This window comes from Haloimpatiens myeolchijeotgali, from assembly GCF_042688525.2.
GTDB lineage: Bacteria > Bacillota > Clostridia > Clostridiales > Clostridiaceae > Haloimpatiens.
This window is the reverse complement of sequence record NZ_JBHWAB010000001.1, coordinates 980,502-1,006,722: the sequence shown is the minus strand read 5'-3', so window position 1 is coordinate 1,006,722 and position 26,221 is coordinate 980,502. Positions and strand designations below refer to the sequence as shown.

The 26,221-nt window shown below is 28.8% G+C and carries 16 protein-coding genes, 1 pseudogene and 1 other annotated feature; of the genes and pseudogenes, 7 read left to right on the top strand and 10 right to left on the bottom strand.

Annotated features, from left to right (window positions below):
- Positions 1-183 precede the first annotated feature (183 nt).
- From ACFIJ5_RS04480 to ACFIJ5_RS04470, 3 genes are all read right to left on the bottom strand, one after another.
- Positions 184-1,875, bottom strand: a complete 1,692-nt coding sequence (locus ACFIJ5_RS04480) for a peptide ABC transporter substrate-binding protein (RefSeq protein WP_379804302.1) — start codon at positions 1,873-1,875, stop codon at positions 184-186.
- Positions 1,876-2,420: 545 nt separating this feature from the next.
- Positions 2,421-4,118 (bottom strand): peptide ABC transporter substrate-binding protein, encoded by a 1,698-nt coding sequence (locus ACFIJ5_RS04475; RefSeq protein WP_379804298.1) that lies wholly within the window; start codon positions 4,116-4,118, stop codon positions 2,421-2,423.
- Positions 4,119-5,552: 1,434 nt separating this feature from the next.
- Positions 5,553-7,262, bottom strand: coding sequence for a peptide ABC transporter substrate-binding protein (locus ACFIJ5_RS04470; RefSeq protein ID WP_379804295.1), 1,710 nt, complete (start codon positions 7,260-7,262; stop codon positions 5,553-5,555).
- A gap of 588 nt (positions 7,263-7,850) precedes the next feature.
- Between ACFIJ5_RS04470 and ACFIJ5_RS04465 the strand changes: the two genes are divergently transcribed.
- From ACFIJ5_RS04465 to dapB, 3 genes are read left to right on the top strand one after another with little or no spacing between them, the layout of a single operon-like run.
- Positions 7,851-8,843 carry an aspartate-semialdehyde dehydrogenase gene (locus ACFIJ5_RS04465; protein WP_379804293.1) on the top strand — a complete coding sequence of 331 codons (993 nt, stop codon included), beginning with the start codon at positions 7,851-7,853 and terminating at the stop codon, positions 8,841-8,843.
- 22 nt (positions 8,844-8,865) lie between these two features.
- On the top strand, positions 8,866-9,756 hold the full coding sequence (gene dapA / locus ACFIJ5_RS04460) for a 4-hydroxy-tetrahydrodipicolinate synthase (RefSeq protein WP_379804291.1): 891 nt from the start codon (positions 8,866-8,868) through the stop codon (positions 9,754-9,756).
- Between the two features lie 4 nt (positions 9,757-9,760).
- Positions 9,761-10,513 carry a 4-hydroxy-tetrahydrodipicolinate reductase gene (dapB, locus tag ACFIJ5_RS04455; protein WP_379804288.1) on the top strand — a complete coding sequence of 251 codons (753 nt, stop codon included), beginning with the start codon at positions 9,761-9,763 and terminating at the stop codon, positions 10,511-10,513.
- Between the two features lie 338 nt (positions 10,514-10,851).
- Here the strand turns inward: dapB and ACFIJ5_RS04450 are convergent, their stop codons facing one another.
- Positions 10,852-12,003, bottom strand: coding sequence for a pyridoxal phosphate-dependent aminotransferase (locus ACFIJ5_RS04450; RefSeq protein ID WP_379804286.1), 1,152 nt, complete (start codon positions 12,001-12,003; stop codon positions 10,852-10,854).
- Positions 12,004-12,196: 193 nt separating this feature from the next.
- Here ACFIJ5_RS04450 and dapD point away from each other — a divergent pair, with 193 nt between their 5' ends.
- Positions 12,197-12,907 carry a 2,3,4,5-tetrahydropyridine-2,6-dicarboxylate N-acetyltransferase gene (gene dapD / locus ACFIJ5_RS04445; protein ID WP_379804283.1) on the top strand — a complete coding sequence of 237 codons (711 nt, stop codon included), beginning with the start codon at positions 12,197-12,199 and terminating at the stop codon, positions 12,905-12,907.
- Between the two features lie 55 nt (positions 12,908-12,962).
- On the opposite strand, the gene ACFIJ5_RS04440 is transcribed toward dapD, so the two are convergent.
- Both ACFIJ5_RS04440 and pdaB read right to left on the bottom strand, forming a co-directional pair.
- Entirely contained in the window at positions 12,963-13,634 is a 672-nt protein-coding gene (locus ACFIJ5_RS04440; RefSeq protein ID WP_379804281.1) for a single-stranded DNA-binding protein, read from the bottom strand.
- A 180-nt stretch (positions 13,635-13,814) separates the two neighbouring features.
- Positions 13,815-14,564, bottom strand: a complete 750-nt coding sequence (gene pdaB, locus ACFIJ5_RS04435) for a polysaccharide deacetylase family sporulation protein PdaB (RefSeq protein WP_379804278.1) — start codon at positions 14,562-14,564, stop codon at positions 13,815-13,817.
- A 178-nt stretch (positions 14,565-14,742) separates the two neighbouring features.
- On the opposite strand from pdaB, the gene ACFIJ5_RS04430 reads away from it, so the two are divergent.
- Together ACFIJ5_RS04430 and ACFIJ5_RS04425 are read left to right on the top strand one after the other, a co-directional pair.
- Entirely contained in the window at positions 14,743-14,976 is a 234-nt protein-coding gene (locus ACFIJ5_RS04430) for a small, acid-soluble spore protein, alpha/beta type (protein WP_379804275.1), read from the top strand.
- 80 nt (positions 14,977-15,056) lie between these two features.
- Positions 15,057-15,590, top strand: a complete 534-nt coding sequence (locus tag ACFIJ5_RS04425) for a DUF4364 family protein (protein ID WP_379804272.1) — start codon at positions 15,057-15,059, stop codon at positions 15,588-15,590.
- Here ACFIJ5_RS04425 and ACFIJ5_RS04420 read toward each other — a convergent pair.
- The gene (locus ACFIJ5_RS04420) at positions 15,587-16,471 is read right to left on the bottom strand and encodes a YncE family protein (RefSeq protein ID WP_379804270.1); all 885 of its coding nucleotides are present in this window, start codon (positions 16,469-16,471) and stop codon (positions 15,587-15,589) included. The two genes, ACFIJ5_RS04425 and ACFIJ5_RS04420, sit on opposite strands and share 4 nt — an antisense overlap.
- Before the next feature lie 216 nt (positions 16,472-16,687).
- Between ACFIJ5_RS04420 and ACFIJ5_RS04415 the strand changes: the two genes are divergently transcribed.
- Positions 16,688-16,927 (top strand): TIGR03905 family TSCPD domain-containing protein, encoded by a 240-nt coding sequence (locus ACFIJ5_RS04415; protein WP_379804268.1) that lies wholly within the window; start codon positions 16,688-16,690, stop codon positions 16,925-16,927.
- Positions 16,928-17,158: 231 nt separating this feature from the next.
- On the opposite strand, the gene ACFIJ5_RS04410 is transcribed toward ACFIJ5_RS04415, so the two are convergent.
- From ACFIJ5_RS04410 to ACFIJ5_RS04400, 3 genes and pseudogenes are all read right to left on the bottom strand, one after another.
- Positions 17,159-18,475 carry a bifunctional folylpolyglutamate synthase/dihydrofolate synthase gene (locus ACFIJ5_RS04410; protein ID WP_379804266.1) on the bottom strand — a complete coding sequence of 439 codons (1,317 nt, stop codon included), beginning with the start codon at positions 18,473-18,475 and terminating at the stop codon, positions 17,159-17,161.
- A 300-nt stretch (positions 18,476-18,775) separates the two neighbouring features.
- Complete coding sequence (locus ACFIJ5_RS04405; protein WP_379804263.1) at positions 18,776-21,427, bottom strand: valine--tRNA ligase; 2,652 nt, start codon at positions 21,425-21,427, stop codon at positions 18,776-18,778.
- Positions 21,428-21,470: 43 nt separating this feature from the next.
- Positions 21,471-21,688 (bottom strand) — a binding site (T-box leader).
- A 156-nt stretch (positions 21,689-21,844) separates the two neighbouring features.
- Positions 21,845-26,062, bottom strand: a pseudogene (locus ACFIJ5_RS04400) (acyl-CoA dehydratase activase-related protein); the annotation flags it as partial.
- Positions 26,063-26,221: the final 159 nt, after the last annotated feature.

The following is a 26,221-nucleotide window of genomic DNA, read 5'->3' as shown; positions in this document are numbered from 1 at the left end:
ATATTGAAAATATTATGTAAAATGCAATTTTTATTGCAGTCATTTCAACATTGTGTAGTTATAATTACATTTATATTTTTAAAATTACAAGCTTCTTCAAATTAAATTTCAAATTCAATAAAAAAGTGTAGTAAAATTTAAATTTTCATTAAATTCTACTACACTTCATTTTTTTAATTAAATTTATTTTCCTCTACCCTCAGTATATGCATACTTAAATTCCACCGTACCAAATAATGGACTCATTAGATTTTTAACATATTTATATCTATATGTGTTTCTCTTTCTATATACTGTTGGAGCTATAATAGCATCATCATATAATAAAATTTTCTCAGCTTCTTTATAGTCCTTTAATCTTTCTTTTTCATCTAAAGAACTCATAGCATTTTTAAGGAGCTCATCATATTTTTTATTTGACCAACCAGTTGGAACTATACCAGCTCCAGTTATCCACATATCAAAGAATGTATTAGGATCATTGTAGTCTCCAGCCCAAGCCATTCCAGCTAATTGATACTTCATTTCATCTGTTCTCTTTTGGAATACTGGCCATTCAACATATTCAGCCTTCATATTAACACCTAAAGTTTTCTTATACATTTGTTGAGTATATTCTGCATATGTTCTGTGCCATTGAGAAGTTCCAGCAAAAAGATAAGTAATATTAAGTTTGCTTGGATCTGTGTCCATTCCTAATTCCTTTAATCCTTTTTTTAATAATTCTTTTGGATCTGGATTTTCTTCTTTTAATTTTTTAAGTGGTTCTTCTCCTACTAGTTCTCTATAATCTTTTCCACCTAATTGTAGTGATGGTGGAGCCCATCCATAAGCTGGATCATAAATTCCATTGAATATAACATTTGCCATATCTTCTCTTGTTATTGCTAATGAGAATGCTTTTCTTACATTCACATTACCAAACAATTTATCTTTTGTATTGAAGAATGTATAATTTGTGGATGGATCATATCCTTTTATGTTATTAAATTTACCTGTAGAATCAAACTTTTTAATCCATTCTGGTTTTGTAACAGCTGCTGAATCTAATTGACCACTATATAATGAATTGTATCTTGCATTTTCATCTTTTATTATTTTAAGATTAACTTTTTGTAATTTAACTGAATCTTTATCCCAGTACTTATCATTTTTTTCAAGTACAATTTCACTATTATGTGACCACTTAGCTACTTTAAATGGTCCACAGAATATCATATTCTCAGCTTCTGTTCCATATTTGTCACCATATTTTTCTACTATGTCTTGTCTTTGTGGCTGCATTACTTTAAAATATGTTAAATCTAAGAAATATGAACATGGTTGTTTAAGTGTTATTTGTAATGTTTTATCATCTACTGCCTTTACTCCTACAGAATCTCTAGAAGCTTTTCCAGCATTATATTCATCTGCATTCTTTATTGGTGATAATAAAAATGCATATTGTGATGCTACCTTTGGATCTAGCGTTCTCTTTATTCCGTATTCAAAATCTTTTGCTGTAACAGGTTTTCCATCGCTCCAGTTATAATCTCTTAATTTAAACGTCCATACTGTGCCTTCTTTATTAGATTCCCATTTTTCTGCACCCGCAGCTTTTATAACATCTTTTCCATCCTTATCTTGTTCTATTCTTGTTAAGCCTTCCATAACTTCTGAAAGAACCATAGAAGAATACATATCTGTAGATTTAGATGCATCTAGTGACTTTGGTTCAGTCATAACTAAATTTAAATATTGATCTTTATCGATTTTTGCAGTTTCTTTTCCTTTGTCATCTGCAGCCTTATCATCTTTTTTTGCACATCCTGCTATAGCACTTGATGCTAATAGTGTCGTACCAAGCACTAATGCTAATAATTTTTTACTTTTCATTTTGGTTCCCCCTTCTTATTTAACCTTAGTTTATTAATTCTTTAACTATAGTTTGTTTATTTTTCAATTAAATATTCACGTTTTCTTCTATAAATGCCCCAACTATTTACAGAATTTTCGTTCTATTGAAAATTTATATGTACGCAAATTCATTTTTTATAAATATATCACACTATTTTTTAAAAGTCAAACATTTTTCATTATTTTTTTACATTTACCTACAATTGTTCCTTTAATTTTTAAAGCAAAAAATTCATACACCTTATATCTTGGAGCTACCAAGAAACTTCTATATAATTTCAACTTTAATCATTCTTAAAATCATTATTTTAAAATCATTTAACTTAAACATTACTATAAAATTTTGAATATTTTTTTATTCAAATTATTCTCATATATGAAATGTACTGCTGTATTTTTTTGATAATTCTATCATTATTTATACTTTACTCAATATTTTTAGCACAAAATTAACCTTATCTAAAAATCAAAAATAAAGAGCAAGGATAAAAAATCATAATCCTTGCTCTAAAAAACTATTTAATTTATTTTCCTCTACCTTCAGTATAAGCATACTTAAATTCCATATTACCAAATAAAGGGCTCATTAAATTTTTAACATATTTATATCTATATGTGCTTCTTTTTCTGTATACTGTTGGCATTATAGCACAATCATCATATAGTAATATTTTTTCAGCTTCTTTATATAAATCTAATCTTTTTTCTGGATCTACAGTACTCATAGCTTTCTTAACAACATCATCATATTTTTTATTGGACCATCCTATTGGAACTGCATTTGCCCCAGTCATCCACATATCAAAAAATGTATTAGGATCATTATAGTCTCCAGCCCAAGCCATTCCAGCTACTTGATACTTCATTTCATCTGTTCTCTTTTGGAATACTGGCCACTTAACATATTCAGCTTTTATTTTAATACCTAAAGATTTCTTAAACATTTGTTGAAGATATTCCGCATATGTTCTATCCCATTGTTCTGTACCTGAACAAAGATAATTAACTGTAACTTTGCTTGGATCTGGATCCATTCCTAATTCCTTTAATCCTTTTTTCAATACTTCTTTTGGATCTGGATTTTCCTCTTTCAATTTTTTAAGAGGTTCCTCACCTGCTAATTCTCTAAAGTCTTTTCCATTTAATTGTAATGATGGTGGTGCCCATCCATAAGCTGGTTCCATAGTTCCATGGAATATAACATTTGCTAAATCTTCTCTTGTTATTGCCAATGAAAATGCTTTTCTTACATTTACATTACTAAATAATTTATCTTTTGTATTAACAAATGTATAGTTTGTTGATGGATCATATCCTTTTAAAACATTAAATTTGCCTGTAGCATCGAATTTTTTAATCCATTCTGGTTTAGAAACAGCAACTGAATCTATAGAACCATTAGCTAATGAGTTATATTGTGCACTTTTATCACCTATTATTTTCAAATTAACTTTTTGTAATTTAACTACATCTTTTTCCCAATAGGTATCATTTTTTTCAAGTACAATTTCACTATTATGTGTCCAACTAGATATTTTAAATGGTCCACAGAAAACCATAGTATTTGCTTCTGATCCATATTTATCTCCACTTTTTTCTATTATGTCTTTCCTTTGTGGCTGCATTACTTTAAAATATGTCAAATCTAAAAAATATGTGCATGGTTGTTTGAGTGTTATTTGTAATGTTTTATCATCTAATGCCTTTACTCCTATAGAATCTCCAGACGCTTTTCCCTTATTGTATTCATCTGCATTTTTTATTGGTGATAGTAAAAACGCATAAGTTGAACCAGTTTTTGGATCCAAAGTTCTCTTTATTCCATATTCAAATTGTTGAGCTGTAACAGGTTTACCATCACTCCACTTATAATCTCTTAAATGAAATGTCCATACTGTTGAGTCTTCATTATGTTCCCACTTTTCTGCTCCACCAGGTTTTATAACATCTTTACCATCTTTATCTTGTTCTATTCTTGTTAATCCTTCCATAACATCTGCAAGAACTAATGAAGAATATTTATCATTAGATCTTGATGGGTCTAGTGATTTAGGCTCAGTAATAACCAAATTTAAATATTGCTCTTTATCCATTTTAGCTTCTGCTTTTTTGTCATCCCCACTTTTGCTATCTGTGTTTTTTTTCTCTCCACAGCCAACAAAAGCAGTTGAAGCAATTAGTGCTGCCCCAAGTACTAACGCTAATAATTTTTTACTTCTCAATTTAAATGCCCCCTCTTACTCTTTATTTATATTTTTAATTTTCAACTTTCACAGCAAAAACTGCTACTTAGCAAAGTACCATGATATATTGCATAAGAAACATTTAATAATAATTAAAAATTAATAATTAAAAATTAATAGTGAAGGTTGATTTTTGCTAAAGCAAAAATCTTTAATTTATTATTTATTTTGCCCTAAGGCAAAATTTCCTTAATTATTAATTATTCATTATTAACTATTAATTATCTTTAAAACAAATAGTTTCACATCAAGATACCATTTCATGCAGTGACTATTTTTTGCCTGTCAAAGTTGAATTAATTATAAACACCCCAATAAACTGCCCCAACGAATTCATAAAATTGAATTACAAAATCACAGAATAATCACAATTTTGAAATCATGACATATTCTTGCTTCATTTTCAATTAATGTTAACACATTATTTTCCATTTGTCAAACTTATTCATTATTTTACTTTTTATGTATTTGTTCTAGATATACTTATTTATATAACTCAACTTTCGCAGTAAAAAATACTGCTTAGCGAAGGGAAATGATATTTTGCGTAAGAAACATTTAATATCAATTAAGAATTAATAATGAAAAATTAATAATGAAAGTTGATTTTTGCTTTAGCAAAAATTTTAAATTATATATTAGTTATTTTGCCCTAAGGCAAAATTTCCTTAATTATTAATTATTAACTCAACTTTCGCAGGACAAAAATACTACCTAGCGAAGGTAAATGATATATTGCGTAAGAAACATTTGAACAAAGTTTACAAGTTCTTAGTTTTACGAATTTGAAAAAAGTCATTTTTTAATTACTGATTCCTATGGAATATTAATTAAAAAATCTTTTTTCAATATGAGTAAAGCTTAGAACTTGTTACTGAAGTGAAAGGTTTCTGAGCAAGATATCATTTACCGCAGCGGTTGTTTTTCACCTGCGAAAGTTGAGTTATTAATTATTCATTATTAACTATTAATTATTTTTAAAGTGAAAGGTTTCTAAGCAAAATATCATTTCCCGTAGCGGCTATTTTTCATCTGGGAAAGTTCAATATATAAATATTAAGAGGCAAAGATGATATTTTCACCCTTGCCTCTTAATTAAATATTTATTTTATTCTTAATTCTTTTTTTCTTGCCATACAATATATTTTATCAACTTTCCCAGCAAAAATACTGTCTAGCGGAGGAAAATGATATTTTGCGTAAGAAACATTTGAACAAAGTTACAAATTCTTAGCTTTACGAATTTGAAAAAAGTCATTTTTTAATTACTGATTTCTACGGAATATTAATTAAAAAATCTTTTTTTCAATATGAGTAAAGCTTAGAAGTTGTTACTGAAGTGAAAGGTTTCTAAGCAAAATATCATTTCCCGTAGCGGCTATTTTTCATCTGCGAAAGTTGAAATTTTAACTTTTATTTTTCTCTGCCTTCAGTATAAGCATACTTAAATTCTACGCCACTTCCGAACAATGGAAGCATTAAATTTTTAACATATTTATATTTATACGTATTCTTTTTAGCATATACCAATGGAGCTATGACAGACTCTTCATATAATAGTATATTTTCTGCTTCTTTATATAACTTAGTTCTTTCTTCTTCATCCATTGATTTCATTGCTTTCTTAATTAATTCATCATACTTTTTATTTGACCATCCTGTTGGAACCATACCTGATCCTGTCATAAACATATCGAAGAATGTATTAGGATCATTATAATCACCTGTCCATGTTACACCAGCTATTTCATAATTCATTTCATCTGTTCTCTTTTGGAATACTGGCCATTCAACATACTCAGCTTTCATTTTTATTCCTAATTGTTTTTGGAACATTTGTTGATAATATTCTGCTCTAGTTCTATGATATTGATCTGTGCCTGATTCTAATAATGTAATTGTTACTTTACTTGGATCTGGATCCATTCCTAATTCTTTTAATCCTTTCTTGAACAATTCCTTTGGATCAGGATTTTCTTCTGCAATTTTCTTTACTGGATCTTGATTAACTGTCTCTCTAAAATCTTTATCTCCTATTTGTATTGTTGGTGGACACCATGCATATGCTGGCGCATGTCTTCCATGCGTTATTACATTTGCATAATCCTCTCTTGTTACTGCAATTGAAAATGCCTTTCTTACATTTGCATTACTAAACATTTTATTCTTTTCATTAAAGAACAAATAACTTGTAGATGGCTCATATCCTTTCATAACATCAAATTTTCCTGTTTGGTTATATTTTTCTATCCACTCTTTTTTAGAAACTCCCATAAAATCTAAGTCACCTTTATATAATGAATTATATTTAGCACTTTCATCTTTTATAACTTTCATATTAAGTTTTTCTAATTTTACTGAATCTTTATCCCAATAAGTATCATTTTTTTCCAATACAATTTTATTGTTATGTGTCCATTGAGTTATTTTAAATGGTCCACATGCTATAAGATGCTCTGCATCTGCTCCATATTTGTCACCATATTTTTCTACCATATCTTTTCTTTGAGGCTGCATTACCTTAAAGTATGTTAATTGAAGAAAATATGGACATGGTCCTTCAAGAGTAATTTCAAGCGTTTTATCATCTAATGCTTTTGCTCCTACTGTATCAAGATTTGCTTTACCCTCGCTAGCAGCAGTAGCATTTTTTATTGGTGCTAATAAAAATGCATAAATTGAGCCTGTTTTTGGATTCAATGTTCTCTTTATTCCATATTCAAATTGTTGAGCTGTTACTGGTTTTCCATCCTGCCACTTATAATCTCTTAAATGGAATGTCCATACTGTAGAATCATCATTATGCTCCCATTTTTCTGCCCCAGCTGGTTTTATTTCTTCTTTTCCGTCTTTATCAACTTCAACCCTTGTGAGTCCTTCAAGTATTTCAGTAAATACATATGAGGAATATAAATCTGTACTTCTTGATGGGTCAAGTGATTTTGGTTCTGTCATAACCATACTTAGGTATTGATCTTTATCAATTTTAGCTTCTACTTTTTTATTATCTTTCTTATCCCCACTTTTGTCATCTGTAGGTTTCTTCTCTCCACAGCCAACAAAAGCAGTCGAAGCAATTAGTGCTGCCCCAAGTACTAATGCTAATAATTTTTTACTTTTCACTATAAATGCCCCCTTATAGTTTTATTTAAAATAATTCTAATACATTTTTTACCATTTGTCAAATTTTTACATACCATAGGTGTCTTATTAAAAAACACACTTCTTAACGAATTACATATACAATAAGAATATATGGTATATCTTATTCTTATATTATTCCATATATTACATAAAATTAAATTTTGTTACCCCACCCTGCAAACTACATATTTTTTTATGAAAATTCCATGTAAACATGCTCAAAATTTTAAATTAAGAATACACTATACCTAAACTTACATTTGGCAAATGAAACTAAAATATTATAGCAGGTTTTACAATATTTCAAACAGTTTTAGCAATATACATAGTAAAAAATGCGAATATAATGATATTAATTAAAATAATACTATACAAATCTAATTTTTAGCAAAATTCTATAATTATGAATTTACTTTTGCAAAATAATAAACTATCATAAATTGTATAACTTAACTATATAAATTATAATTTATAGAAAATATTAATATATTTGAAATATAAAAAAGTATATAATTATCTATATTTCAGTTATATAATATAATAAAGATTTCTTTAGGAGGGATATAAATGAAATACAATGTAGCCGTTGTAGGAGCCACAGGAATGGTTGGAAGAAAGTTCATAGAAATATTAACACAAAGAGATTTCCCAATTCAAAACATTTATTTTTACGCATCTAAAAAATCTGCAGGACAGGAAATAGAATTTAAAGGTAAGAAAATAATTGTGGAAGAATTAAAAGAAGAAAATATAGTGAATAAAAACATCCACTTTGCATTATTTTCTGCAGGTGGTTCTGTAAGTTTAGAGTTTGCTCCAATCTTTGCAAAGCACAATGTAATTGTTATAGATAACAGCAGTGCTTGGAGAATGGATCCAAATGTACCTTTAGTTGTTCCAGAAGTAAACCCTGAAGATATAAAACTTCACAAAGGCATAATAGCAAATCCTAATTGTTCTACAATTCAAGCTGTAGTTGCATTAAAGCCTCTATATGCCAACTATGGAATAAAGAGAATTGTTTACTCCACATATCAAGCTGTTTCAGGAGCAGGAATGGGAGGATTTAACGACCTTCTTGAAGGTTATAAAGGTCAACCACCAAGAAAATTCCCTTATCCAATAGCTGGTAATGTGTTACCACATATAGACGTATTTATGTCAAATGGTTATACCAAAGAAGAAATGAAGATGATAGATGAAACAAAAAAAATATTACATGATGACAACTTAAAGATTACTGCAACTACTGTAAGAGTTCCTGTATACTATAGTCACAGTGAAAGCATAAATGTTGAATTAGAAAAATCTTTTGATATAAAAAATATATTTGAACTTTATTCAAATTCAGAAGGAATTATATTAAGAGATGATCCTGAAAATTTAGTATATCCAATGCCAGTTGAATGTGCTGGACATGATGAAGTATATGTTGGCAGAATACGCCGTGATTTTAGTTTAGATAATGGATTAAATCTTTGGGTAGTAGCTGATAATATTAGAAAAGGCGCTGCTTTAAATGCAATTCAAATTGCAGAATATATAATAAATAATATGTAAAATTTCATAAGGGGGTAATAATATGAGTATTTTTAAAGGTTCTGGTGTTGCAATTATAACACCTTTTAATGAAAATGGTGTAGATTTTGACACTTTAGGACAATTACTAGAATGGCATGTTCAAAATAAAACAAACGCAATAATTGTATGTGGAACTACTGGTGAAGCTAGTACAATGACTATGACTGAAAAAAAAGAAACAATAAAATTTGTAGTTGATAAGATTAATAAAAGAATTCCTGTTATAGCTGGTACAGGAAGCAACAATACTGCTGCTGCTATTGAGATGAGTAAATGGGCCGAAAGTATCGGAGTTGATGGTCTTCTTGTTATAACTCCATATTATAATAAAACTACTCAAAAAGGTCTTATTAAACATTTTGAAGCTGTAGCAAATAGTGTTAACACTCCAATTATAGTATATAATGTTCCTGGAAGAACAGGAGTAAATATTTTACCAAAAACTTTAAAAGAATTATGTACACATAAAAATATTGTGGCTGTAAAAGAAGCAAGTGGTGATATAGGTCAAATAGCTAAAATTAAAGCTTTATGCAGAGAAAATTTAGACATTTACTCTGGAAATGATGATCAAATAGTTCCTATATTATCTCTAGGTGGTATTGGAGTAATTTCTGTACTTGCAAATATAGTTCCAAAAGACGTTCACAACATGTGTGATTTTTATTTAAATGGTAATGTAAAAGAAGCTGCTAATTTACAATTAGATTCTTTAGAATTAACTAATTCTTTATTCTGTGAAACAAATCCAATACCAATAAAAACTGCTTTGAATCTTTTAGGTGTAAAAGCCGGTAACTTAAGACTTCCTCTTTGCGATATGGAAGAATGTAACTTAAATAGATTGAAAACAGCAATGACTTCATATGGACTTACTTTAAAGGAGGACTAATATAATGATAAATGTTTTATTACACGGTTGTAATGGAAAAATGGGAAAAATGATATCAAATACTGCAGAAAATTTTTCTGATTTAAAAATTGCAGCTGGAATAGATAAAAATGCAAATAAAAACTTTGACTATCCTGTATTCGAAAAAATTTGTGACTGCAATATTAACTGTGACGTAATATTAGATTTTTCTAGACCTGACTCTTTAGATTCACTTTTAGAATATGCTAAAAAAAATAATCTACCTTTAATATTATGTACCACAGGTTATACTGATGAGCAGTTAAATAAAATCGAAAAAGCTAGTGCTGAAATTCCTCTTTTCCGTTCAGCAAATATGTCTATCGGAATTAATATTTTAAATAATGTATTAAAACAGATTAGTGCTTTTCTTTATGAAGATTTCGATATAGAAATAATAGAAAAACACCATAATCAAAAAGTAGATGCTCCAAGTGGTACTGCTCTTCTTCTTGGAAATACTATTAAATCTTCATTACCTTCTGAAACTAAATTTACATTTGGTAGAGAAGGTACTTGTAAAAGGACTAAAGATGAAATAGGAATTCACGCTATACGAGGCGGCACAATTGTTGGAGAACATGATGTAATTTTTGCAGGAAAAGATGAAATAATTCAACTTAATCATACTGCACTTTCAAGAGAAGTTTTTGCAGTTGGTGCACTTAAAGCTTGTCAGTTTATGAATGGCAAAAAAACAGGCATGTACTCTATGGACGACGTTATAAAAAGATAAAATTTATTTTACCTTCTTTATTCTTTAATCTTTATACTCTTTTTTATAAACTCAACTTTCGTAATAAAAAAATACTGCTTAGCTAAGGTAAATGATATATTACATTAAAAAAACTATTGTTTCAATATAGAAAATTTGAGTTTTATTTATTCCATAAAATATGTATTTTGCCAGCAAATAAAAATCGTATAAGATTTAGAGTACGTTATGGAAGTGAATGATTCCTGTTCTTATACCGATTTTTATTTGCTGGCGGCATATACTTATGGCAAAGAATTACTTTGTGAAGTGAAATATTTCAGAGCAAAATATCATTTCTTGTAGCAGCTATTTTTCATCTACAAAAATTGACTTATAAATTTTTCTAATCTATTAAGTGCTTCTTCAAGTTCATTCATACTATAACAATAAGACATTCTTATATATCCTTCTCCACCATTTCCAAAAGCAGAACCTGGTACTATAGCTACTTTTGCTTCATTTAATAATTTTTCACAAAACTCCTCACTTCTAATCTTAAACTTTTTTATGGATGGGAAAATATAAAATGCTCCCTTAGGCATATTTACATCTAAGCCCATATCTACTAGCCTATTATAAACATAATCTCTTCTCTTCTTAAATTCATTTTTCATATATTCTACATCTTGCAAACAATTTTTTAATCCTTCACAAGCAGCATATTGTGCTATAGATGGTGCACAAGAAACATTATATTGATGAACTTTTACTATACTATCAATATATTCTTTACGTGCACATACATATCCTATTCTCAGCCCTGTCATTGAAAACATTTTTGAAAATCCACTTACTAGAATCACTTTATCTTTAATATCATTGTATTGAGCTATGGAATAGTATTTATCTCCAAAATAAATTGAACTATACATTTCATCACTTACTACAATTATATCTTCCTTCTTTATTATTTCGTATAATTCATTTCTATCTTTCTCTGTTAGTACAGCCCCTGTAGGATTGCATGGATAAGATAAAACCATAATTTTAGGCTTTTCCCTACAAATAATTTCTTTTAATTTATCAAAATCTATATTAAATTGATCATTTAGTTGAAAATCAATTACTTGTCCTCCTAAAATTTTTACACAACTTTCATATGCAGGATAAGCTGGTGTAGGTATTAATACTTTATCTCCAGTATTAATAAGCGCTGTAAAAGTAGCAAAAAGGCCTTCACTTCCACCTACCGTTATACAAATCTCATCTGCATTGAAGTTTATGTTAAACTCATTTAAGTACTTAGATATTTCTTCTCTCAACTCCATAATACCTGCATTAGATGTATATGTAGTTTTACCGTCCATTATAGCTTGAATCATAGCTTCTTTTGCCTTTAAAGGTACTTGAAAATCTGGCTGACCTAATGTTAGTGAAACTGCATTATCAACTTTTAACACTTTATTATAAAATTTTCTTATTCCTGATAGTTCAACATTTTCAACATTATTAGAAATTTTAGTGCTCATAAACTCACTCCTTTTTTCTAAATATAATATTCAATTATATATGTGTCAATATATATTTAAAATTGATTTTGTAATATTTTCTCTTTAATTTGTAGATATTATTTATTATAATAGTAAGATAGAATATTTTAAATAATTTATCCATAATTAATTATATGGATAAATTATTTAAACAAATAAAGGAGGTAAAGGCATGTCTTATAATCTAACAGATCCATATGAATTAGCAAGATATATAAAAGAGGCTAAAAAATCTACTCCTATTAAAGCTTACATAAGTGGGAATTTAAATGGTTGTACCTTTGAAAATATTGAAAATTTCTCTAGTGGAGATTTACATATTCTTTTTGGTGAAAGTGAAAATATAGCTGATTTTCTTGAAAAACATAAGCATAAAATTGAAAGAGTAAAAATTGAACAAGACAGAAGAAATTCTGCAATACCACTTTTAGACTTACGAAATGTAAATGCTAGGATAGAACCAGGTGCTCTTATAAGAGATAAGGCTGTAATCAAAGATAATGCAGTAATAATGATGGGGGCAGTAATAAATATTGGTGTAGAAGTTGGTGAAGGCACAATGGTAGACATGAATGCTGTACTAGGTGCTAGAGCTAAAGTTGGACGTAACTCACACATAGGGGCCGGAGCTGTGGTAGCTGGTGTTCTAGAACCACCTAGTAAATCCCCTTGTGAAATTGGTGATAATGTTTTGATAGGTGCTAATTCTGTTATTCTTGAAGGAGTAAAAGTTGGTAATGGAGCTGTAATTGCTGCTGGCTCTATTGTAGTTAAAGATGTACCAGAAAATGTTGTTGTAGCTGGCTCTCCTGCAAAAATAGTTAAGAGTGTTGATGAGAGTACTAAAAGCAAAACTGAAATATTAGATGATTTAAGAAAATAATAAAATAAAAAATTGTTTTTGAAGTACTGCACTTCAAAAACAATTTTTATTACCTTTAACCTACATTAGTATCCTCTTCAATCTCTTCACTTTCTGAAATTTCTCCATCTTTATTTGCTCTTTCCATCTTTGATATTGAAACTTCATATGCTACTTTTGTTACAGATTGATCTTCAGATACTTTCTTTTGATATTCTCTACTTTGCAATCTACCCCAAATCTTTATATTATCTCCTACTTCTAAAGTTTTGCAAAATCTAGAATTTCTTCCCCACGCTATTGTTGGTATATAATCAGACTTATTATATGGTCTATTTACTGCTAATAACATATCTGAGATTTCTCTTCCAAATGGTGTTACTCTATAGATAGGTTGCTTACATATATACCCATTTAAGAATATTTGATTTGGATTCTTACTCTTTTCAAGACAGTATCTTACATCCCTTGCGAATACTGTTAAAATAAGTCTATTGGCACCGTCTACAAATTTATTATAAGACCTTAATTGACCTTCTACACATAGATCTGCACCAACTTCTAAATTCATTCCTGTTATAAGTCTTTCTGAAACAGTTATATTTAATGTATCCCTGGCATCACTTAATCTAGAAACATCAAGTGTAAATGTATAAAATCCCTCGCCAAACATTTCATGGCTAAATTCTAATTTTGTACTCATTTTCCCTTCTAAATATATTTTGTTATTCATCATTAAATTGTCCATCACTATCCCTCTTTCCCCTTAGTTATTTATTTTTTTACATGTTCTAGAATATTCACTTTAGTTTTAAAATATTACTATTTTCATATATTTTAGAAAATTTATTATTATTTTATAAAATATTATTTATATGCCTTATATTTCCATTATAATACAACTCATATATATTTTTCAACACTTATGTTAATTTAAAATTTGCTTACCAGCATTATCTATTCGATAATTATCTTTATATATAAGTTCAGATATTTTAACAAACTCATAACCTTTACTTTTCAAATTTTCAATAACTCTCGGTAAATTTTCAGGAGTATACTTTGCATCATTATGAAATAATATTATTGAACCGGGCTTAGTTTTTTTTATTACTCTATTATATTCCAAATCTGCCCCTTGACCTTTCCAATCTATACTATCAACATCCCACTGAATACAATAATGATTAGTATCCTCTACTGTTTTAATTACTAAATCATTATATGCACCTTCTGGACATCTAAAAAGTTTTGGCATTTCATCCGTCAATTTCATAATTTTAGAATCCGTAATTTCAATCTCTTTAATTATCTTCTCTCTTGAAATTTTAGTCATATTAGGATGTCTATTAGAATGATTACCAATTTCATGACCTCTTTTATGCATTTCTTTTACTTTATCTGGGTGTTCATCTACCCAACCTCCTACTAAGAAAAAAGTAGCCTTAATATCATACTTATCTAAAACCTCTAAAATTTTATCTGTTTTGTCTGCACCCCAACTTGCATCAAAAGAAATTGCTATTTTTTTGTCATTAGTATTTACACAATATATGGGCAATTTTCTTTTTTGCATAAAAAATACAGCTCTATCTTTAGTGGTATAACAAAATACCAAAATCAAAATAACTGCAGCAATTATACTTATTACAGTTGTTCTTTTTTGTATTTTTTTCATTTCTACCTCCATAATACATTTGTTCTTATAATTTATATTCATAAATTTTATATTATATGATTGCCTTTATTTAATATTCATGGGTGCACTCACCTAAATTGTATATAAAATAATAGTATAACAATTATTCTGCCAGTAAACACTATTAATACAAATACATAGAAAGGAGGCTATTAAAATGGCTCTTGGTCAATCTGGCACTGGTGCAACTCAAGTTGTACCTGAAGTTCATAAAATTCTTGATAATATGAAATATGAAATAGCCGAAGATCTTAATCTAGGAGTACATCAAGGTTCTGAAGACTATTGGGGTGAAGTTTCCTCGAAAAACTGTGGTAGAGTTGGGGGAACTATGACAAAGAAATTAGTTAAATTAGCTGAGCAAGAACTTGTAAATGGTAAAAAAGCATAATAAAAAATTTTAGCACCGATTTATTTCGGTGCTTTTTATGTTATAATGAATATAGTTACTTTTAATGAGGAGGCTAAGACATGTTTGATGATACATTAGAATTAGCAGAAAATAAACTTTTTTTATTATATATAATTAAGAATATTAATCTACCTATATCAAATATGCAGTTAACCGACATTGTTCTAGAAAATAATTTTATGAATTACTTTAGCCTTCAACAATACCTTTCTGAATTAATTGCTTCAAATTTTTTAAAGTCTTATGAAAAGAATGGTAAACACAGGCTCATAGTAACAGACAAAGGGTTAAAAGTGCTATCACTGTTTAAAACTAGAATATCCAGTGATAAACTTGAAATAATAGATACATATTTACAAAATCATATAGAAAATATAAAAAAAGAAATAACTATAACTGCTGATTATACTATTGAAAACTTTGACAATTTTGTTGTAAATCTAAAAGCATCTGAAGGCGATTATACACTTATAAATATTAAAATTGGCGTTCCTTCTAATAAACAAGCTAGAGAATTATGTGCTAAATGGAAAAATAATTCTTCCCAATTGTATAACAATATCATGAATATCTTAATAGACGATAATAATTAGTTTAAAGTCATTCCTGTAGGTTCACCACCTATGGAAATGGCTTTTTTATTACGATTTTTAATATCAATTCTAAAAAGTAAATTATTATAGTTATCTCCTACATACAACATTCTTCCAACTCTTATTATCCCCCTTGGCATCCCTCCTATTCGTATTGCTTTCACTTCTTTAAAATTATTTATATCTATTATACTTATAGTACCTTCTCCAAAATTAGATACATAGCAAAATCTTTCATCACAATACATATCCACCGGGCTATTACCTAATCTTACTCTAGTTAATATTTCAAAATTTTTTAGTGATATTATTGCTAAACTTCCTTTACAATCTAATCCTATATTACTTTCACACACAAATATATAATCTCCATTCAAGGAAAACAATGCTTTTGTAGGATATGCTCCTACTTTTATTTTTCTCATTATGCTATTATTACTACAATCCATTAAAGTAATACTATCATCTTCCATATTAGAGATTATAGCAATTTTCTTTCTTTTATCTATATCTATACTATGAGGTAAATTTCCACAAGGAATTTCTTGCATAATTTTTTCTTTTTTTAAATTAAATGTGATTACATTATTTGAATCTCCACAAATTACATATGCTGTATCTTCTTGTACTCTTACATCATTACAGTGCATACCTATAAAATAATCTTGTACCTTTTTTTGATGTTTAATATCAATAACAGATATATCATTACTATAATTATTTGCTGTTAATATATTATTTTTGTAAATACATATACCATGGGGACCTACTCTAGTTAATCTATTATCACCTAATACTATTTTATTTTGTTCATCTAAATGTTCTATATTTATTTTTGAAACTGAATCTGAAGAAGTATTACATACATACAAATATCTCACATAAATTCACCCCCTTATATGATATACTATGGCAAAAACAGCTTTTTGGATAATAAATACTTTAAGTTATTTTATTTTTTTATTCTCATTTATAGCAACTTTAGATAATATATCTGAACTTAACCTAAAGTAAAAAGCCCTACAACTATGGACATTCTTTTTATAATTGAATATAATTTATGCAAGAGACATGATTTTTGAAAGGATGGATGTTTAATGTATACTTATAAGACAAATGGTGTTTGTTCTAGACAAATTAACTTCGATATAGTAGATGGTAAACTTAAAAATGTTTCTTTTATAGGTGGATGTGATGGAAATCTAAAAGGAATATGTAGTTTAATAGATGGATTAGAAGTAAATGATGTTATAAAAAAATTAGAAGGGATTAAATGCGGCTCAAAATCAACTTCATGTCCCGATCAACTTGCTAAAGCTCTTAAAGAAATATTGTAAAATAAAGTATAAAAAGAAAGTAAAAAGTATAAAGAAGAAAGAACAAATGAGGAAAATTTTCAAAAACAAACTTTTGAAAATCTATTAATTAAAGTTTTTCTATAAGAAAAACATCCTTATTTATACTTTTAACTTTATACTTTTAACTTTATTCTATCTACTTCATCTTTATATATTCAACGATTATGTAGCCATATATAACAGTTTCGATTTGCAAGCTGCAAAAATACATTATTTATTTCTAATTATTCTTCTCATATCTCCTACCATATAAAGAGAACCACAAATTAATAATAAATCATCTTTATCACAATAATCTAATGCTTTTTCATAAGCTTCTTTATAATTTTGTACTGATTCACAATCTGAATTATACTTTATAACTACGTTTTTAAGGTCATCACCAATTTCTGCTCTATCACTATTTGGAGTCACTGTTATAACTTTACTTGCCATAGGTACTATAGTTTTTACCATGTTATCAACTTGTTTATCTGCAAGTATACCAATTATTAAGATTAACTTCTTATAATTAAAATAACTATTAATACTTTCTGTTAATTTTGTTATTCCATCTATATTATGAGCCCCATCTATAACTACTAAAGGATTATTTTTTATAATTTCTAACCTTGCTGGCCATTTAACACTTTTTAATGCTTTTATAATATTTCCTTTTGAGATTTTTATTCCCATATCTATTAACTGTTCTACCGCCTTTATAGCTACTGCACAATTCAACATTTGATGTTTACCTAGTAAAGATAATTTAATATCATATGTATTTTTTACTGTACAAACATTTAATCTTTGTATAACTTTTTTTATATCATTTGTTTCATCATATATATTTTCTTTTTCTAAATATTTCACAGAATTTCTGTCTACTTTTATTAATTTACTATTTTTATCATTACATATTTTTTCTATTACACTTTCTGCCTCTTTACTTTGAGGATATAATACCACTGGCACACCAGCTTTTATTATACCTGCTTTCTCATAAGCAATTTTATCTATAGTATCTCCAAGTATATGCATGTGATCAAAACTTATAGATGCTATAATTGTCAAAATAGGATTTATTACATTAGTAGAATCTAATCTTCCTCCAAGTCCAACTTCTATCACTGCATAATCTACTTTTTGTTTGTAAAAATATAAAAACATAGCACAGGTAATTATTTCAAATTGAGTAGGATGTTCATATCCTAATTGCACTACTTTTTCCACATTTTCAGCTACTTTGTTTATTACACATACTAAATCATTTTTAGATATATTTTCCCCATTTATTTGTATTCTTTCCTCAAACTCTTCAATATACGGAGATGTATACATTCCTACCTTATATCCAGCTTGTCTCATAATTTGAGAAATCATAGATGTAGTAGAACCTTTACCGTTCGTACCTGCTATATGTATACATTTTAACTTTTTATGTGGATTCCCCAAAAGTTCCAAAAGTTTTTCTGTTCTTTCCAACCCCAAATTACTACCAAGTTTTGCTGTATTATTTACATAATTCATAACCTCTTCGTAATTCATCATGTTTCCCCCTATCAATCCGTAATATAAAGCTTAATATAATAATATACCCATTCATTTCTAAATACAATTAATAATTTTAAATTAAAAATGAAGAATAAATGTTAATTTTTGCTTTAACAAAAATCTTTAAATTATAAAATTAAGGAAATTTTGCCCTAATGCAAAATTTCCTTAATTCTTTATTCAACTTTCGAGGTCAAAAATATGTCTTAACGTAGATAAATGATATTTTACGTAAGATTCAGATATTTACTTCACAACATAAGTTATGCACATTGCCAGTAAATAAAAGTTGATTTATTTCATATTTCCTAAAGATTCAATTCTTTCTAATACAGAATTATACATCTCTTTATACTTTTCACCTTTTTCTTTTTCTTCATTTACAACTTTTTCTGGAGCTTTAGAAACAAACTTTTCATTTGAAAGTTTCTTTTCAACTCTTGTAATTTCTTTTTGTAATTTATCTTTTTCTTTATTCAATCTTTCAAGTTCTTTTTCTACATCAACTAAATCTAAAAGTGGCATATAAAACTCACCAGACTTAGTAACTGCAGAAACAGCATTTTCAGGCGCTTCTTCTTTTGAATTTAAAAATACAAATTCTGAAGCTGAAGCTAATTTTTCAAAATAGATTCTTCCTTCGTCAAATGCTTCTTTTCCTTCTGTTACATAAGCCATTACTTTAGCTTTCTTAGAAGGTGGTACATTCATTTGTGCTCTTACATTTCTAAGAGCTGTTATAGCTTCTATTATATATTCTATACTATCTTCTGCTTCTTTATCTTGTAAAGTTTCATCATATTGTGGCCATTGTGAGATTGTTATTGACTCATCTTGTGTATCTAAATGAGTATAAATTTCTTCTGTTATAAATGGCATTACTGGATGTAATAATTTTAATCCTGTAACAAGTACTTTATGTAAAACGTTAAATACAACACCTTTAGCCTTTTCATCTTCACCATAAAGTACAGGTTTAACAAGTTCTATATACCAATCACAGAATTCATTCCACATAAATTCATAAACTTTTTGTGAAGCCATTCCAAGTTCGAATTTATCAATGTTTTCTGTTACTTCTTTTACTAAATTATTTAATCTAGAAATAATCCATCTATCTGCAATTGTATAATCTTTACACTCTTTATATTTTTCCATTAATTCTTTATCAAGATTCATAAGTACAAATCTTGAAGCATTCCACATTTTATTTGCAAAGTTTCTAGCTGATTCTACTTTTTCTTCATAGAATCTTATATCATTTCCTGCTGCATTTCCTGTAATAAGCATAAATCTAAGAGCATCTGCACCATACTTATCTATAACTTCAAGAGGATCTACACCATTTCCTAAAGACTTAGACATCTTTCTTCCTTGGCTATCTCTTACAATACCATGAATTAATACATTTTCAAATGGTATATCATCCATATTATGAAGTCCTGAGAATATCATTCTAGCAACCCAGAAGAATATAATATCATAACCAGTTACTAATGTACTAGTTGGATAGAAGTATTTTAAATCCTCACTGTTTTCTGGCCAACCTAGTGTTGAAAATGGCCATAAAGCTGATGAAAACCATGTATCAAGTACATCTTTATCCTGTTCTAAGTTATTACTTTGACATTTTGGACATTTTGTTGGCTCTTCTTTAGCAACAATAACTTCTCCACAATCTTTACAGTACCAAACAGGAATTCTATGTCCCCACCAAAGCTGTCTTGAAATACACCAATCTTGAATGTTTTCCATCCAGTTGAAATATATTTTATCAAATCTCTTTGGAACAAATTTTATTTTATCATTTCTAACAGCTTCTATTGCAGGCTCTGCTAAAGGTTTCATTTTTACATACCATTGTTTTGAAAGCATTGGTTCAACTGTTGTTCCACATCTATCATGACATCCAACATTATGTGCATGTTCTTTAATTTTAACTAAGTATCCTTGTGCCTTTAAGTCTTCTACCATAGCTTTTCTAGCTTCATATCTATCCATTCCAGAATATTTTCCATAACCTTCTTTTATAGTTCCATCTTCATCCAATACTATTATTTCTGGAAGGTTGTGTCTTTTACCTACACCAAAGTCATTTGGATCATGTGCTGGTGTTATTTTAACTGCTCCAGTACCAAATTCTCTGTCAACATAATCATCTGCAACTATAGGAATTTCTCTATTTACAAGTGGTAATATTAAAGTTTTTCCTACTAAATGCTTATATCTATCATCTTCTGGATGAACTGCTACTGCTGTATCTCCAAGCATTGTTTCTGGCCTTGTAGTTGCTATTTCAAGCCATTCTTCACTATCTTTAACTGGGTATTTTACATGCCAAAAATGACCATTTTGTTCTTCATATTCAATTTCAGCATCTGAAAGAGCTGTTTGACATTTTGGGCACCAGTTAGTTATTCTATTTCCTTTATAAATTAAACCTTCTTCATACAATTTAACAAATACTTCTCTTACTGCCTCATTTAATTTTTCGTCCATTGTAAATCTTTCTCTTGTAAAATCACAAGAAACACCTAATTTTTTAACTTGGTTTCTTATTCTATTTCTATACTGATCAGCCCAATCCCATACTCTTTCAAGGAAAGCTTCTCTTCCCATTTCTTTTTTGTTTAAACCTTCTTTTAAAAGTTCTTTTTCAACCTTAACTTCTGTTGCTATACTAGCATGGTCTTCTCCTGGTAGATATAATGCACTATAACCTTGCATTCTTTTAACTCTTATTAAAAAGTCTTGAAGTGTATCGTCAAGAGCATGACCTAAGTGTAATTGTCCTGTTATATTTGGAGGTGGCATTATAATAGTGTATGGTTTTTTATTTTCATCCGCTTTTGGGGTAAAGTATCCCTTTTCTACCCAATTATTATAAAGTCTTTCTTCAAATTCTTTAGGATCATAAGTTTTTGATATATTCTTATTTTCTTCCATATCGTTCCCTCCTTCATTAAATAAAAAAAGCGCTCTCATCCATCTAAAGGACGACAGCGCGCGTTACCACCTTAATTCCTATATTATAAACTTAATATAGACTCTCAATTAATAACGGTTTAACCCGTCTTTGCTTACTATTGTTTCAGCAAAGAAACTCCAAAGCTACCTTCAAGGCATTTGTATAGAAAGTCTTTCAGCCGGTGAACTTTCCTCTCTTAATACTCCTTAACCTTTACTCCTCTTCTTCACAGTCTTTATTTTTAAATGTTAAAATATAATTATTATTATAATGCTATTTCTTAATATGTCAAGACTTAATGTAATTAAAACTCTTTCATTTTTAATTTTTAATTTTTAATTTTTAATTTTTAATTCTTAATTCTTAATTATTAATTTTCATATCCCTTGTTACGTTAAATTTTTAAAGGCTCCTGAAAGCATAAGTTTAATTCTATTTAATTGATTAACCTCACTAGCACCTGGATCATAGTCTACTGCTACAATATTGGAATTCTTATATCTTCTCTTAACTTCTTTAATCATTCCTTTACCAGTAACATGATTGGGCAAACAGGCAAATGGCTGCATACATACTATATTTTTAGTTCCGCTTTCCATAAGCTCAACCATCTCTGCTGTTAAAAACCATCCTTCACCTGTTTGATTTCCTATTGAAAGAATAGGTGATGCACCCTCTGCCAATTCTCGTATGCTTTTAGGAGATTCAAATCTTTTGCTTTGTTCAAGTGCTTTTTTCATATCTTTTCTATAATGTTCAATATATTTTATTGCTGCCTTCCCTAATAATTCTTCTTTTCTACCTCCAGACAAATATTTTCTTCTAAATCCATGATTAAAAGCACAATATAAGAAAAAGTCAGTTAAATCAGGCATTACTGCCTCTGCACCTTCTTTTTCTATTATATCTACAATATTATTGTTTGCAGTTGGATGAAATTTAACCAAAATTTCTCCAACCAATCCAACCTTAGGCTTTTTTATATCTACTGTTTCTAAATTATCAAAATCATTGACTATTTCATAAATATACTTTCTAAATATTTTATTATCTGGGTTTCTCACAGACTCATTACATTTTTTAACCCACTTACTATATAGTTCATTAGCAGATCCTTTTATTTTTTCATATGGTCTCACTCTATATAAAACTCTCATTAGTAAATCTCCGTATAATACACCTAACAAACACTTTTTGCCTAATGCTATACTGGGTTTAAATCCTGGATTTTTTTCAATTCCATTAGCATTTAATGATACAACTGGAACATTATTAAATCCTGCATCCTTTAGTGCTTTCCTTAAGAATCCTATATAATTTGTAAACCTACACCCTCCACCTGACTGAGCCATTACTATTGATGTATTATTAATATCATATTTTCCACTCTTTAATGCTTCTATTATTTGTCCAATTACTATAATAGATGGATAACATGCATCATTGTTAACATACTTAAGTCCTTCTTCTATAGCTCCATTATCTACATCTGGAAGAATTTCTAAGCTATATTCCTCTGAGTACATTGCTTCTTGTAAAAACTGAAAATGTATAGGAGACATTTGTGGAGCTAAAATTGTATGTTTTTGTCTCATCTCTTTTGTAAAAATTATTCTCTTCTCTGGTTCATTTTGTTTTTTTGGTTTAAATCCATTTCTATCTCTTTCTTCCATAGCTGCTTTTAAAGAACGTATACGTATTCTAGCGGCTCCCAAATTATTACCTTCATCAATCTTTAATACTGTATATATCTTGCCATAATTATTTAGTATTTCTTGAGCTTGATCTGTAGTTATTGCATCTATTCCACATCCAAAAGAATTAAACTGAATAAGTTCCAAATTTTTTTGGGTTGCAACAAAGCTAGCTGCTGCATACAATCTTGATTGATAAGCCCACTGATCTACTACTCTAAGAGGTCTTTCAACTTTTCCTAAATGAGCTACTGAATCTTCTGTTAAAACAGCTATACCATATTCAGTTATTAAATTTGGTATACCATGATTTATTTCCGGATCAATATGATATGGCCTACCAGCTAAAACTATTCCTTTTTTACCATTTTGATCAAGATATTTTAAAACTTCTTCACCCTTTTGTCTTATATCATTCTTAACATTTTCTCTTTCTTTACATGCTTCATCTAACGCATTTTTCACTTCTAATTTTGTAACATTAAACTTTTTAAATTCTTCATAAAGTCTCTTCTCAAGCTTCTTCTTATCTTGAAGTGAAAAGAAAGGATTCATAAAATTAATACCCTTTTCTTTTATAATATCCATATTATTTTTTATAACTTCAGAATAAGAAGTTACTATTGGGCAGTTGTAGTAATTATCCGCCCCTTCTTGTTCTTTACTTTCAAATGGCACACATGGATAAAATATTGTCTTTATACCTCTGTTTATTAAATTCATAATATGTCCATGTGTTATTTTTGCAGGATAACATGCTGATTCTGAAGGTATTGTTTCTATACCAAATTCATAAACTTTTTTAGAAGAACGAGCTGAAAGTTCAACTCTGAAACCTAACTGTGTTAAAAAAGTAAACCAAAATGGATAGTTTTCATAAATATTCAATACTCTTGGAATTCCTATAACACCACGCATCGCTTCTTCTTTTTTTAGTGGTGCATATGCAAAAGTTCTTTTATATTTATACTCAAATAAATTAGGTACATTTTCTTTCTTTTTACTTCTTCCTGCACCTCTTTCACATCTATTTCCTGATATAAATTCTCTACCATCTGAAAATTTATTTATGGTTAACAAACAATTATTGCTGCAGCCTCCACATCTTTTCATACTGGTTTGTGTTGAGAATTGATCTAACTCTTTCACTTTAAGTAAAGTTGTTTCATACCCTTCTTCATACCTTTCTTTACAAATCAGTGCCACTCCAAAAGCTCCCATTATACCTGCAATATCTGGTCTTATTGCATCTCTTCCAGATATAAACTCGAAACTTCTAAGTACAGCATCATTATAAAATGTTCCACCTTGAACTATTATCTTTTTACCCATTTCTTTAGGATTTCTTATTTTTATAACTTTTTGAAGAGCATTTTTTATTACTGAATATGATAATCCTGCAGAGATATCTCCTACAGTTGCTCCTTCCTTTTGAGCTTGTTTTACTCTAGAATTCATAAACACAGTGCATCTTGATCCTAAATCAACTGGATGTTTTGCCATAAGTGCTTCTTTTGCAAAATCTTGCACAGACATCTTTAGTGAATGTGCAAAAGTCTCTATAAATGAGCCACATCCTGATGAACATGCTTCATTAAGCATTATGCTGTCTATTACTCCATCCTTAACTTTTAAGCATTTCATATCTTGCCCACCAATATCCAATATAAAATCTACTCCTGGCAAAAAAAACTCTGCTGCTTTATAGTGCGCAATAGTTTCTATTTCTCCTATATCCACCTTTAATCCAGCTTTAATAAGACCTTCACCATATCCTGTAACTGCAGAATTACATATTTTAACGTCTTTAGGAAGTTTACTGTATAAATCTTTTAATATTTTTATTGAGCAAGCTAATGGATTTCCTTTATTGCTTCCATAATAAGAATATAAAAGTTCTCCATTTTCACTTATAAGTGCTGCCTTAGTTGTAGTAGAGCCTGCATCTATTCCTAAGAAACTTTTTCCTTTATAAGTATTTATATCTCTTCTTTTAACAACAGCCTTGTCATGTCTTTGTTGAAACTCTATAAGTTCTTTTTCATTCAAAAACAGCGGTCTCATCCTTGGTACTTCATGTTCCTGTATTCCTTCAATAGTCTTTAATCTATCAATCAATTCTTCTGATTTAATTGTTTTTTCTTCTTTAGAACTTAATGCTGCTCCTAAAGCCACAAAAAGCTGTGATTTCTCTGGAAAAATAACCTGATCCTCTGTAAGCTTTAAAGTTTCTATAAATCTCTGTCTTAACTCTGGCAAAAAGTAAAGAGGACCTCCTAAGAAAGCAACATTTCCTCTTATCGGTCTTCCACAAGCTAGCCCACTAATCGTTTGATTAACCACTGCTTGAAGTACAGAAGCTGCTATATCTTCCTTAGCAGCTCCCTCATTTAAAAGAGGCTGAATATCTGTTTTTGCAAACACACCACACCTTGCAGCAATAGGATAAATTATCTTGTGTTTAGATGCTAATTCATTTAAACCTTTCGCGTCAGTTTGCAGTAGTGATGCCATCTGATCTATAAAAGCACCTGTTCCACCTGCACAAGTTCCATTCATTCTTTGTTCTATGCCCTGATTAAAATATGTTATCTTAGCATCTTCTCCTCCAAGTTCTATAGCTACGTCTGTTTTTGGTATACACTTTTCTACAGTATTTGTACTTGCTACTACTTCTTGTATAAAAGGTATATTAAGCCACTTAGATACTCCTAGTCCTCCTGAACCTGTAACCATTATTGTAATGCTGCTGTCTCTAAATTTATCATAAGCTTCTTTAATAATCTTCACTATGGTTTTTTTTATATCTGAATAATGTCTTTGATAATTACTGTAAATAATTTTATCTTGTGCATTTAAAATTACTAATTTTACTGTAGTGGATCCTACATCCAATCCTAAATGTAATAAATTCTTCATAGTCACCTTCTCCATTATACTAATTTTCATATTTATACATAAAAACAATGTTTATTGACTCTTTATGGATTTATTTTATTATTGAAACCTTAAAATAAAGTTCAATATTCTTTTAATATTTTCTTAATACCACATTAATATTTTCTTATTTAATTACCA

Coding starts and splice junctions, on each gene's coding strand:
- ACFIJ5_RS04415 (WP_379804268.1), top strand. CDS start 16,688: ATGTATACTTATAAGACAAATGGTGTTTGTTCTAGACAAATTAACTTC.
- pdaB (WP_379804278.1), bottom strand. CDS start 14,564: ATGAAAAAAATACAAAAAAGAACAACTGTAATAAGTATAATTGCTGCA.
- ACFIJ5_RS04440 (WP_379804281.1), bottom strand. CDS start 13,634: ATGGACAATTTAATGATGAATAACAAAATATATTTAGAAGGGAAAATG.
- ACFIJ5_RS04465 (WP_379804293.1), top strand. CDS start 7,851: ATGAAATACAATGTAGCCGTTGTAGGAGCCACAGGAATGGTTGGAAGA.
- ACFIJ5_RS04430 (WP_379804275.1), top strand. CDS start 14,743: ATGGCTCTTGGTCAATCTGGCACTGGTGCAACTCAAGTTGTACCTGAA.
- dapA (WP_379804291.1), top strand. CDS start 8,866: ATGAGTATTTTTAAAGGTTCTGGTGTTGCAATTATAACACCTTTTAAT.
- ACFIJ5_RS04450 (WP_379804286.1), bottom strand. CDS start 12,003: ATGAGCACTAAAATTTCTAATAATGTTGAAAATGTTGAACTATCAGGA.
- ACFIJ5_RS04410 (WP_379804266.1), bottom strand. CDS start 18,475: ATGAATTACGAAGAGGTTATGAATTATGTAAATAATACAGCAAAACTT.
- ACFIJ5_RS04425 (WP_379804272.1), top strand. CDS start 15,057: ATGTTTGATGATACATTAGAATTAGCAGAAAATAAACTTTTTTTATTA.
- dapB (WP_379804288.1), top strand. CDS start 9,761: ATGATAAATGTTTTATTACACGGTTGTAATGGAAAAATGGGAAAAATG.
- dapD (WP_379804283.1), top strand. CDS start 12,197: ATGTCTTATAATCTAACAGATCCATATGAATTAGCAAGATATATAAAA.
- ACFIJ5_RS04480 (WP_379804302.1), bottom strand. CDS start 1,875: ATGAAAAGTAAAAAATTATTAGCATTAGTGCTTGGTACGACACTATTA.
- ACFIJ5_RS04405 (WP_379804263.1), bottom strand. CDS start 21,427: ATGGAAGAAAATAAGAATATATCAAAAACTTATGATCCTAAAGAATTT.